Source organism: Pediococcus damnosus, assembly GCF_001611155.1.
GTDB classification, from domain to species: domain Bacteria; phylum Bacillota; class Bacilli; order Lactobacillales; family Lactobacillaceae; genus Pediococcus; species Pediococcus damnosus.
In genome coordinates this window covers 112,851-125,464 of record NZ_CP012294.1, presented here as the reverse complement: position 1 = coordinate 125,464, position 12,614 = coordinate 112,851, and the positions used below count along the sequence as shown (strand labels likewise).

Annotated in this window: 9 protein-coding genes; 7 read left to right on the top strand and 2 right to left on the bottom strand. The window is 40.1% G+C overall.

The window, feature by feature from the left end; translation table 11 throughout:
• Window positions 1-85: 85 nt before the first annotated feature.
• Window positions 86-298 carry a DNA-directed RNA polymerase subunit epsilon gene (locus ADU73_RS00525; RefSeq protein WP_046872403.1) on the bottom strand — a complete coding sequence of 71 codons (213 nt, stop codon included), beginning with the start codon at window positions 296-298 and terminating at the stop codon, window positions 86-88.
• Window positions 299-482: 184 nt separating this feature from the next.
• On the opposite strand from ADU73_RS00525, the gene ADU73_RS00520 reads away from it, so the two are divergent.
• Entirely contained in the window at window positions 483-962 is a 480-nt protein-coding gene (locus ADU73_RS00520; RefSeq protein ID WP_046872404.1) for a hypothetical protein, read from the top strand.
• A gap of 50 nt (window positions 963-1,012) precedes the next feature.
• Here the strand turns inward: ADU73_RS00520 and def are convergent, their stop codons facing one another.
• On the bottom strand, window positions 1,013-1,570 hold the full coding sequence (gene def / locus ADU73_RS00515) for a peptide deformylase (protein ID WP_100077779.1): 558 nt from the start codon (window positions 1,568-1,570) through the stop codon (window positions 1,013-1,015).
• 135 nt (window positions 1,571-1,705) lie between these two features.
• On the opposite strand from def, the gene ADU73_RS00510 reads away from it, so the two are divergent.
• The 6 genes from ADU73_RS00510 (at window position 1,706) to ADU73_RS00485 (ending at window position 12,612) form a co-directional block, all read left to right on the top strand.
• Complete coding sequence (locus ADU73_RS00510) at window positions 1,706-1,987, top strand: UPF0223 family protein (RefSeq protein WP_056986339.1); 282 nt, start codon at window positions 1,706-1,708, stop codon at window positions 1,985-1,987.
• Between the two features lie 3 nt (window positions 1,988-1,990).
• A complete protein-coding gene (locus ADU73_RS00505) occupies window positions 1,991-2,767 on the top strand; it encodes an inositol monophosphatase family protein (protein WP_056986342.1) in 777 nt (258 codons plus the stop codon).
• Between the two features lie 63 nt (window positions 2,768-2,830).
• Complete coding sequence (typA, locus tag ADU73_RS00500) at window positions 2,831-4,678, top strand: translational GTPase TypA (RefSeq protein WP_062913071.1); 1,848 nt, start codon at window positions 2,831-2,833, stop codon at window positions 4,676-4,678.
• 511 nt (window positions 4,679-5,189) lie between these two features.
• The gene (locus ADU73_RS00495) at window positions 5,190-5,825 is read left to right on the top strand and encodes a KxYKxGKxW signal peptide domain-containing protein (protein ID WP_062913070.1); all 636 of its coding nucleotides are present in this window, start codon (window positions 5,190-5,192) and stop codon (window positions 5,823-5,825) included.
• Window positions 5,791-11,235: an MBG domain-containing protein gene (locus ADU73_RS00490; protein WP_062913069.1), complete on the top strand. Its 5,445-nt coding sequence runs from the start codon at window positions 5,791-5,793 to the stop codon at window positions 11,233-11,235. The genes ADU73_RS00495 and ADU73_RS00490 overlap by 35 nt, the downstream gene beginning before the upstream one ends.
• Window positions 11,236-11,448: 213 nt before the next feature.
• Window positions 11,449-12,612, top strand: coding sequence for an FtsW/RodA/SpoVE family cell cycle protein (locus tag ADU73_RS00485; RefSeq protein WP_046872191.1), 1,164 nt, complete (start codon window positions 11,449-11,451; stop codon window positions 12,610-12,612).
• The last annotated feature ends 2 nt before the right edge of the window (window positions 12,613-12,614 follow it).

The following is a 12,614-nucleotide window of genomic DNA, read 5'->3' as shown; positions in this document are numbered from 1 at the left end:
CTGACAATATTGTCAGAACCTTTTTTAATGGATAAAAAAAGATTCACAAGTAGGAAAACTACTCGTGAATCTTTTTGATAACAATTTAAAATGTGGTTATTTTGTAATCGGGGTTCTTTTGTTCATACTCCAAAAATTTACCTTCAAGTGGTTCCACAAACTCAATGTGATAATCGGTGTGGGTTTCAACCAATTGAATTGCATCTTCCTTAGTAGGTACCTCAAGATAAATCGCTTTAGTTGCTTCACGTTTTGGGGTGGATTCTGCTGCTGTCTGAAATAACACTTTAAAAACCATATTGTGAGCTCCTTTGAAAAAGTTTAATATTTCGTTGGCCTGTTATTTGAATGCAGGTGTCACTAATAACTATCAAGACTATTTTAGCATATTGGCCTTCATAAGTATAGAATCGGTGGGCGGTAAGTCGTTGTTTAAGTAAGAAATATGCTAAAATGGAGGTAGCAAATTAAGGAGCTTAAATATGATCATATTAGTTGTTTTACTTGCTGTCGTTGTGATTAGTTTGATAATTTGGGTAGCAGTTCGACGCTCTAAGCGAAAACGAGCTCTAGTGATGCTGCAAACTACCAGTAAAAAGAATGTGGGGTTAGCCATGACCAAAGTGGCAGCCACACTAGTGAAAAAAAATATTATCCAATCTGGACAGCCTAAAGCAATACCTAAATTGGTGGCGGATATTTGGGGACGCGGTGTGCTGGCCTTCGAATTTTCGTTTGGGAAAACCGATTTAAAAAAGAGTCAACTTGAAGAACTGCGCCATCAAATTAATCAGTCAATTGAAGAATATGCTGCCGAGCATCATATTCATAGTGACTATGAGTTCCCAGTTTTTTATGTAACGGATATTTGGTTATATCAAGAAAATCTGCATGTTGATGTCGCAAATGTGATTAATGATCCGACGAGAGAATATATTGAAGACTTACATCGTGTAGAATAAAAAAATCAGCGTTTAATAGGAATTAATCCTGTTAAACGCTGATTTTTTAATTAGCCAATTAAAATGGCGTCATCATCGATCTTTAAAGGTTCTTCTTTATTGATATGATCATAGAAAAGGGTTCCTTTTAGATGATCAATTTCGTGCTGGCAAACAATTGCGGGATAGTTTTTCAAACGGATCTTTTTATCTTCACCATCAACGGTTTGGTATTTAATGGTAATGCGGTCATGTCTTGGCACATATCCGGGAATTTCTTTGTCAACGGAGAGGCAGCCTTCACCTTCCTCAAGAGCGGCAACTTGAACAGATTCACTGATAATTACAGGATTCACAAGCACTTCTTTAAACAGAGGCGGTTGATCCTTGTCACCAGGGACGAGAACTGCGGCCATTTGCAAGGAAATGCCTGCCTGTGGTGCTGCCAGTCCGACACCGGCACGTAGTTTATATTTTTCGGCAATTTCAGGATTTTGACTATTAATCAAATATTCCATCATTTTGTTGCCCAGCTCTTTTTGCTCCGCAGAGAGTGGAAAAGTAGCTTTTTTAGCCCGTTTGCGTAAAACGGGATCCCCATCGCGGGTAATGTCATTCATTTTAATCACTGTCAAAACCTCCAAATAGTTCTTCAAAATAATTTTACCATACTTGATTAGCTTTAAAAGGGGGAGAATGTTTTTAAATTGGTCTATTTTGCGGTAGAATAAAAATATTCAGTTTTATGAGAGGGAGATCCGGTATTGAGCGAAAATTATGCGTATCCGTTAGAACCAGAATGGAAAATTGAAGAGATCACGACCGTCGTGGCTTTGTATACTGCCGTTGAGACGGCATACTTAAACGGGATTGATCGGCAACTTTTCTTGCAGCAGTATCATGAATTTAAGCAAATAGTCAAAAGCAAGGCTGAAGAAAAACAACTAACGAAAAAGTTTCTGCAATCTTCCGGTTTTGATATATATGTAGCTGTTAAAGCTGCCCAAACTTCTAATGCAAAACGCATCGGTCCATTAAACAAATAGGTGATTAAAATGAATAATTTACAGCAAACTGATCAAATCATTCGCGGCTGGCTTGAAGAACTCCGAATGGATGTGTTACGTGAAATGCGTGATCCACTGGCTGTTTCGGAAAAAACTAGTCGTAAAGATTTGGTAACTAACATTGATAAAAGCAACGAGAAAAAAATAGTAAGTTTTATTCGTAAGTTTGATCCACAAGCTCAAATTTTGGGTGAGGAGGGATCAGGCGACGATGTCAAGGACATGCATGGCCACGTATGGATTATTGATCCGTTGGATGGTACTTTGAACTTTGTGAAACAACGTGATAATTTTGCCATTATGATTGCCTTGTACATTGACGGCAAGGGCGTGCTGGGCTATATTATGGATGTTACCTCTGATATTATTTATGGAGGTGGTCCTGAGATTGGGGTGTTTACCCAGTCTCATGAACTTAAAGCTCCGGCCAATCTTACTTTACGAGAAGGATTGCTAGGTGTGAGTGGGCCAATGTTGGTTCACGATTGCTACAATTTGCAAGCAATCGATGAAGCGAGTTCTGGCGTTCGAATTCTTGGAAGCGCCGGAATGGAATTTATTCAGGTGCTAACTGGAAAGCAAAACGGTTACATTTCCCATTTGATGCCATGGGATTTTGCAGCAGGGAAGATCTTGAGCGAAACACTTGAACTTTTAGTAACAAAGGTTGACGGAACACCGGTTGATATGCTATCATCAAATGATGTATTAGTGTCGACCAGAAATACACAAAAAGATATACTAAATATGATTAGGTAGTCTGACTGTGACAAACTAGTTGCAGTTTTTTTATGGAGATACCCAGGAAAAGGAGAAACACTTTTGAAACGACAAGATGATATTCGAAACATCGCAATTATTGCCCATGTTGACCACGGTAAGACAACTTTGGTGAACGAAATGCTGAAACAATCAGATACATTGGATGAACATACCCACATTGAGGATCGTGCAATGGATACCAATGCGATCGAACGTGAGCGAGGTATTACGATTCTTTCTAAGAATACAGCCGTTAAGTATGGCGACAGACAGATTAATATTTTGGACACCCCAGGGCATGCCGATTTCGGTGGTGAAGTTGAACGAATCATGCGCATGGTTGATGGTGTGCTATTAGTTGTTGATGCATTTGAAGGAACTATGCCACAAACACGTTTTGTGCTTAAAAAAGCCCTTGAACAACATTTGACACCAATTGTTGTTATCAACAAGATTGATCGCCCAGGTGCACGGCCTAGCGAAGTAGTTGATGAAGTTTTGGATCTATTCATTGCTTTAGGCGCTGACGAAGATCAACTTGATTTTCCAATTGTTTATACAAGTGCCCTTAATGGGACTTCTAGTTATTCAGCAGATCCTGCCGATCAAAAACACACAATGAAGCCTTTGTTTGACACAATTGTTAAAACGATTCCAGCTCCAGTTGATAATAGTGAAGAACCACTTCAGTTCCAAGTTGCCTTGTTAGATTACAACGACTTTGTTGGTCGTGTGGGAATTGGTCGAATTTTCCGAGGCAAAATTAAAGTTGGCGATAACGTTACAGTTATGAAACTTGACGGATCTACGAAGAACTTCCGAGTTACGAAGTTATTTGGATTCTTTGGTTTGAAACGTTTGGAAATTAATGAAGCCAAAGCTGGCGATTTGATTGCTGTTTCCGGAATGGAAGATATTTTCGTTGGTGAGACTGTAACTGATCCTGCTCATCAAGAAGCATTACCTTTACTCCGAATTGATGAACCAACCTTACAGATGACTTTCAGAACCAATGATTCACCTTTCGCTGGTCGTGAAGGTAAGTTTGTAACTTCACGTCAATTGGAACAACGTTTGAAGGCAGAATTGCATACAGATGTTTCATTGCGAGTTGATGATACCGACGATCCTGGTGCTTGGGTTGTATCAGGTCGTGGCGAGTTACATTTGTCAATCTTGATTGAAACTTTGCGTCGTGAAGGTTATGAATTACAAGCTTCTCGTCCAGAAGTTATTTACAAAGAAGTTGATGGTAAGCTTTGTGAACCATTTGAATCAGTTCAAATTGATACCCCTGATGAATACACAGGCTCAATCATTGATAGCTTGTCACAACGTAAAGCTGAGATGCAGAACATGGAAACTACTGATAATGGTCAAACTCGTTTGACATTCCTTGCACCATCACGTGGTTTGATTGGTTATTCAACTGATTTCTTATCAATGACTCGTGGTTACGGAATTATGAACCATACATTTTCTAAGTATTTACCAGTTATCAAGAAGTGGAATCCAGGTCGTCGTAATGGAACCTTGGTTTCTATCAATTCTGGCAAAGTAACGACATACGCTATCATGGGTGTTGAACACCGAGGCACAGTTTTCGTTGACCCAGGCTTGGATGTTTATGAAGGTATGATCGTTGGCCAAAATAGTCGTGAAAATGATATTTCTGTCAACATCACCCGTGGTAAGAACTTGACCAATGTCCGTGCTGCTGGATCAGATGATATGGCTAAGATTAAAACACCAACTCATTTGACACTTGAAGAATCATTGGAATTCATCAATGAAGATGAGTACTGCGAAATCACACCAAAGCATGTTCGTTTACGTAAACAGATTTTAAGTACGAATGAACGTGAAAAAGATGCAAAACGTCGTAAGACTTCTGCAAAAAAGAAATAGTTTAAATGAAGGAAACTCGAATTTCGAGTTTCCTTTTTTGTATTTCAAGAGTCAAAATTGGGGGTAATTGTTGATTGAGCAGATAGGGACAGCCAAACAAAATAGAAAAGAATTTAATTAGAGACATGCAATCAGGTAATCTTTTATCAAAAGTTTATCTGTTCTTACTTAGAATTTTCCCAAATGGTATTAAATACTGATACTGTAGCTGGAAAGATTACAATTTAAACAAGCTAGCATATAAGAAAAAGTACTGTTTTATATAATAAGCTGTTTTTTGTATTTATAAGTATCTTTTGAAACGCTTGCTGATAAAAATAGACATTCAATTCAAATAAAAAAGTTCTTTGACGAGTAATAAATCGGTTTTGATTAGGTTTTTGGTTAAAATATGAATATTTACAAAAAATCTTTAGAACGTTTTAGACTACTTTGATTTTAATGGTGATATAATGAGATTAGTTACATTTGGGATATTTTAGTATTCCTTACAAATAGGGAGATGTGTGTTATGAATAATCGTCAAAGAAAATTGAAACGTTTGAAATTATTACAGGATACGGGACAGGCTAAGGAACATTTTAAGATGTATAAAGTGCGAAAAAGTTGGCTGTTTGCCGGCATAACTGTTTTGTTTTTCGGAACGGGCGTTTTCTTTGGCCATCCGACAGCATATGCTGCCACTGAGGCAGATACTAGCTCGAAAACACCGATAACGGAAGTTGCAAGCAGCAGTTCTTCGTCCGAAAGTTCTGGGAGTGAGTCTGCTGCAAGTGATGGAACAAAGAGTAGTGAGACTGATGCAGTAACAAGTAGTTCAAATGATAAGTCGAGTTCTAATGCAAGCTCGGCAGCTACTTCAACAGATAGAACTGCTTTAGCGTCAAGCAGTACAGCACAGAAAACAGGTTCCTCTGCAACAAGCTCAGCAACTTCTTCAAATGGATCAAGTGCTGCTAGTTCTAGTGTTGTATCCGATCAGAACAAATCGTCGAATGTAACCAGTTCAGTTGCCACCTCAAGTAAGAATAGTTCAGCAGAAACAACAAGTTCAAAGGCAAGCGATGTTGTTACAAAAGAAGCTGTTCCATCATATAGAACTGCGTCAGTTAATGGTTACGGATGCAGTAGCACCCTCAGCAACTGAAAAAGCGGTTGATCCAGTTAATACAGGTAGTCTAGATGGCACAAATCCCGCTGGTGCGAATGCAGCTACTAGTAATCTGACTGCAGATGATATTCCAGATTCATTTGAGACTACTGGTGCAGCCGCTATAACGAGTACTCCTGGTACAATTACACTGACGAATGGCAAAGAACAAAATGGTTCTTATGTTTTTGATAACCAAGTGGATACCTCGCAAAAGTTTACGCTTACTGGTAGTTATTCAAGTACTGCTTATAATGGCACTGGTGGTGGATTAGGCATCATTATTCAGCCGGTTGACCCGCAAAATGCTGGTAATAACTCGAATACGACAGCTGATGTAGGAATTGATGGACTAAAGAGCACAACTTTTGTTGGTCGTGATTTCTATGTTGATAGTTCCAAAAATGATACGACTTGGAATCATCTTACAATTCGCCAAACGGACGCCAATGGAAATATGGTATTGACACCGCTAGCTAATGTTACACCGGGTGCAAATCAGACGGCTGCTGTGACGAAGGGCGAATATTATGTATTGACTTGGACACCTACAAGTGTTGATGAAACAACGGGTACTGTGACGGGAACGTTGAACTACACATCTTATTTGGATGCAGCTCATACAACAAGTGTTCAATCTACTGGAAACGTTGTTACTACGTTAAGTCGGGCAGTGTCATTGGCTGCATTTGGTGCAACTGGTGGTACAGCAGGCACACAAACGGCTACAGTTACGGCATTTACAGGAACTCGTGTGACAATGCCGGTTGTGGTTCATTACGTAGATCAAAGTGGTGCTCCAATTTCAACTGACAATACCATTACCGTTAACGTTGGTTCTACTTTTGGAGCAGGTGCTAATACTTTAGATAGTAATACAGCTACTTCTGGTATTTATCAGGCAAAGGCAATAGATGGTTATACATTTGGTGCGGCTACTGATCCTGTGACGGTTGTTAATACCAATATTGATACGAGCGCTACTAATGAGATTACGGTTACTTATTTAAAAAACGCTGGGACTCAAACGGTTAGCTATGATAATGTACCTACTGGTGCAACTGGCAATTTTTCAACTCAAACCCAGCAGGCCACAGAAGCATCAACTATTGATGCAACCAAAGAAACTGCTAAAGGGTATGACGCAGTAAATGTTACTCAGATACCTGGCTATACATCAATGGTCAGCATAAACGGGGCAACTGCGGCTGCAATGACAACAATTCCGGCAGTAGCAGCTGGTGCAGCTGATGAAACAGATGTTGTGACCTACGTTGCTAATCAGGCATCAATCACGGTTAATTACGTAGATTATTTTGGTAACCCAATTAAAACAGGTACCACTACGTTTACAGGCAATTATGGTGATGTAGATAATTTGACGACAAATGCAACTACTGCTGTCGCCATTGACGGTTACACGTTGGGCGCCACTGATGCAGTCAATGTTCCTGCGACAAAAGTTTCATTTATACTTGATGCAGATGGTAACGTCATCGCAACGGATGCCAGTGGTAATCCAGTTACTTCGATTACGCTAACCTACAAAACTAATGTAACGGCAAGTGTTTCGGGTACCCGGGTTTATGATGGTCTTGATGGTCAAGATAATGGTGCTACTAGTGAACAGGATGATTATAAAAATTTAACGTTTGTACTTACTGATTCAAAGGGTAATGTATTGGTTAGCAATATAGATGCGTCTGACATAGAAAACGATGCTATCTATTATAAATCGGCTGATGTTGGGAAGTACCCTGGTGTTGTTAATGTTACAGGGAAAAACCTGGCACTTTTTAAGGCGGCGAACCCGCAGTATGATTTTTTGAGCGTTAACTCAGGTGATTACACAATTACTGCCGCACCAGTCACCGCAACCGTTACGTCAGGCGGTACAGCGACAAAAGTTTATGATGGCACGGCTATTTCCGACTACGTACCGAGCGTTGTTTTTGCACGAACTGACGGCGGCACGTTAACACCTAATGAAGGTACCAATCTACTTGATCAGATACCCGCTTGGACATCCGCTGATTTCACATATTCACTGAATGGGAAAACAGTTGCTAATCCTACAGATGTGGGAATTTACAAAATTGAATTTAGTGATGCAGGTTTAGCTAAGTTGGCAGCTGCCAAAAATTTTGCAATTACGCCCGTGTATTTAGGCACCTACACAATTGCGGCGGCCAACGCAACGGCGACGTTAAGCACACCAAGTTTCGCTTACGATGGTACTAACGCGAGTGCTGAAACTGGTTTATTTGCTACTGTTTCAGTTACAGCTGGAACTGGAGATGACGGTGGTTCAACAGTTATGGTTGCATTGACCAGCAATGATGTCACGTTTGCTACGGATGGTATGGATGCAGCAACTTATGATTATAGTTTAACTGCTGCTGGTTTAGCTACTGTTCAAAATGCTGTTAAAAATTATACGTTGACAAATGACAATGTGACAAGTGGGTCGGTTACAATTGATAAAGCCAACGCGACAATTACGGTAGATGATGATGCCTTTGATTATGATGGCGCAAGTCATTCTATTCCAGACGGTAAAGTCAACATTACTGGCGCCGTCGGCGATGAACAATTAGGTTATAGTCTGACGAATAATAGTAGAACTGAAGCTGGATCACAGACAGTCGGGATTGCGTTGACTGCAGGTGATGCGGTGAATGCCAATTACAATATTACGGCGACTGATACCGCTCAATTAACCATTACGCCAGCATCCACCACGGGCAATGAAGATGCATCCGTTACGACGGATAGCAAGACGATCACCTATGGTGATGATGAACCAACGTTCAGTATCACGGTTGGTAAGGATCTGACTACGGATGGTGCCGGTTTAACTAATGACGACTACACCATTACGAATCCGAAATACACCAACGATGGCAAGTATTTAGCCGCTGGCAATTACGCGGTCGTTCTAAATCAATCGGGTATTGATAAACTGAATAACGTTAATGGTAACTACAAGATTGATTCAGTCACAGCTGGAACCATTACGGTTAAGCCAAAGCAAATTGACGTAACCGCAGGCAGTGATAGCAAGGTCTATGGGACTAAGGATCCAACGTTAAGTTCAAGTTATGACAAGACCCAATTAGTCGGAACTGATACTGACTTAGATTACACAGTCAGTCGTCAGACTGGCGAAGATGTTGGTAGTTACTTTGAAACGATTACGGTGGGCAACAACGCCAACTATGTGATTGTGCCAACTGCCGGTCGCTTCACGATTACGCCAGCATCCACCACGGGTAATGAAAATGCATCCGTTACGACGGATAGCAAGACGATCACCTATGGTGATGATGAACCAACGTTCAGTATCACGGTTGGTAAGGATCTGACTACGGATGGTGCCGGTTTAACTAATGACGACTACACCATTACGAATCCGAAATACACCAACGATGGCAAGTATTTAGCCGCTGGCAATTACGCGGTCGTTCTAAATCAATCGGGTATTGATAAACTGAATAACGTTAATGGTAACTACAAGATTGATTCAGTCACAGCTGGAACCATTACGGTTAAGCCAAAGCAAATTGACGTAACCGCAGGCAGTGATAGCAAGGTCTATGGGACCAAGGATCCAACGTTAAGATCCAGTTATGACAAGACGCAATTGGTCGGAACTGATACTGACTTGGATTACACGGTTGGCCGTCAGGCCGGTGAAGATGTTGGTAGTTACTTTGAAACGATTACGGTGGGCAACAACGCCAACTATGTGATTGTGCCAACTGCCGGTCGCTTCATGATTACACAGGCACCAACTGATCCAGCAGATGCAAATACGAAGGTTACTGCTAATGATGCTAATAGCAACTATGGTGATCAAATTGCAGAAGGATTCTTTACTGCTAAATATGGAAACAAAGTTAAAGACGCTGGTCTAACAAATTCAGACTTTAGCTTTACAGACCAAAATGGTAAGGCAATTACTGGTATTCCAACGAATGTTGGTGACTATGTCATTAGCATTAATGCGGCAGGGCAACAAAAGATCAAGAATGCTAATCCAGGTTATATCTTCAGTGCAGATGACTTTATTGCTGGAACTTATACTATTTCAGCGAAAGACACTACCCCTGGTGATGCTGATACCACAGTTAAGGTTAATGATGCTTCTTCATCTTATGGAGACAGTGCACCTAAGTTTAATATTACGGTTGGTTCAGATCTCAAGAACCCTGGTAATTCGACTAATAATGACTTTGTCTTTATCAATAAAGCAACTGGTGAAGTAGTCAAAGGTGTTCCATCAGATGTTGGTGACTATCAAATTAGTTTGAACGACAGTGGTAAAGCTAAAGTTGCTGCGGCTAATCCAAATTACAAATTTAATGACGACAGCTTTATAAGCGGAACTTACACAATCAACGATGTTGTGACTCATAGTGAAGTTACTGTGAACCGAACAGTACATTATACTGGTGCTGGCAAGAGAACGCCTGGCAATATAATCCAGACAATTACCTATGATGTAGCTACCAGCAAAGCAACTGGCGAGTCTGTTTACACACCACAAGGATCTTATGCAGCTGTTAAGACACCAACAATTGCTGGTTTTACAAACAGTGGTAATGTTAGTGGTGTCACACCTGTAACTTCAACTACCAAGCCAATTGACTCAACTGTGACAGTTACTTACACACCGATTAATGATATTGCGTACAGTGAAATTACTATTACCCGAACGGTTCATTATGAAGGTGCTGGAAGTCAAACGCCAAAGGATGTTGTGGAGAAGGTTGTTTATAAAGTAGTTACAAATAAGACAACTGGTGAGGTTTCATATACACCACAAGGAGTTTATGACGCGGTTAGCACACCAACTTTGACTGGTTATACCAACAGTGGTGATGTGTCAGAGCTGATTCCAACGGCGACAATGAGTAAGCCAGAGAATAGCTTAGTAGTTGTTCAATACAAGAAGACCGGTGAAGGGGGTAATCCTTCTAATCCAGGAAATGGTGGAAACAACCCAGGTAACCCATCGAACCCTGGAAACGGTGGAAATAATAATCCTGGTAATCCTTCTAACCCAGGTAATGGTGGTAATAACCATAAACCATCTAATCCGGGTAATAGTGGAATCACACCTGGAACAGGTTCTAATTCTGGTACTGGCAATTCAAACGGTTCTGGAAACGAAACAGTTCAAAACAATGTTAAGAATTCTACAGGTTCAAAGGTAAAACTAGAAGCTTTGCAGAATTCGAATGTTAAAGGTGAGGCAAAGAAGAACGTTACAGCGAATAAAGCTGGAACGTTGCCACAAACTGATGAACAACATGAAAATGTGGCTTCATTAATTGGAATGGTACTCTTAGGCGGATCCATGGCATTATTTGGAATTAAACGTCGGAAACATGATGATGAATAAAAAATTGTAAAATAAATTTTTGTAGGTGCGGTCAGAAATGACAGCATCTATTTTTTTGCCATTTAGCAATTACTTGCGGTAGAGATTTTTTTAAAACAGAGCATTAATTTATGGCAATCAGTACATTTTCTTAATTTTTGCCAGCGGTTACGTATGCTATAATATGCAGAGTTAGCACTGTCATTTTTTTACAATCAAGGTGGGTTCTCTTTAATGAAGAAGTTTAAAAATTTAGATTATTTTATTTTAGTTCCGTACATCATCTTATGCGTATTTGGAATTATCATGGTGTACTCTTCAAGTGCTGATTACTATATTATTAATGGTATTCGAGCGACAAGTTATTTATTTCGCCAGATGGCTTATGTCATGGTGGGCCTGTTAATAGCTGGAATTGTGTTTAGCCTAAAACTAAGTAAGTTACGAAGTTCGACGTTTCTTAAGATATTTGCGGGAGTCATGATCTTTTCGTTTATATATTTGATCTTTTTTGGGACCGAGATCAATGGTGCCAAAGGTTGGATTGAGTTTGGGCCGATTAACATCCAACCGGCCGAAGTTTCAAAGCTATTTTTAACGTTATATTTGGCCGATATGCTGTCTAAACATAATGACCGGCTAACCGAAGATCCAAAAAAATATTACCGAGCACCTTTGCTTATGGTTCTAATTTTTGTTGGGGCCATTTTCATGCAACACGATTTGGGTGGCGCAACGATTAACTTTGCGATTGCCTTAATTATTTTCTTTGCGAGTGGGATTGATTATCGGAAGGGAATTGGTGCAATTTTGATCGGGGTTTCCGGGTTCATGTTTGTGATTTTACCGTTGTTGTCACGAATTAATGTGAATACCAAAAACTATATGCTTCAACGGATTGTTGGATTTGCCCATCCTTTTGAACTAGCTAAAGGGGCCGGAAATCAACTGGTCAATTCGTACTATGCGATCGGTAACGGTGGTGTTTTTGGCGTTGGCCTTGGTAACAGTATTCAAAAAAAAGGATATCTACCAGAAGCTAATACTGATTTTATTATGGCAGTTGTGTCCGAAGAGCTGGGGTTGGTTACGGTAAGTTTGATCTTAATCCTATTACTAGTGATTGTTGGTCGGACAATTTGGTTAGGTATTCATGCACAAAAGATGTATGAAACACTTGTTTGTTATGGAATTGCGACCTATTTAACCGTTCAGACATTCTTTAATATTGGTGGTGTTACTGGAATTCTGCCAATTACCGGAGTTACATTTCCGTTCATCAGTTATGGTGGTTCAAGTATGTTAGTACTGTCGGTGGCGATGGGCATTATCTTAAATGTTAGTGCTAATGTCCAAAAAGAACGGGCAGCAACTTTACAATTAATTAAAGACAATTAATT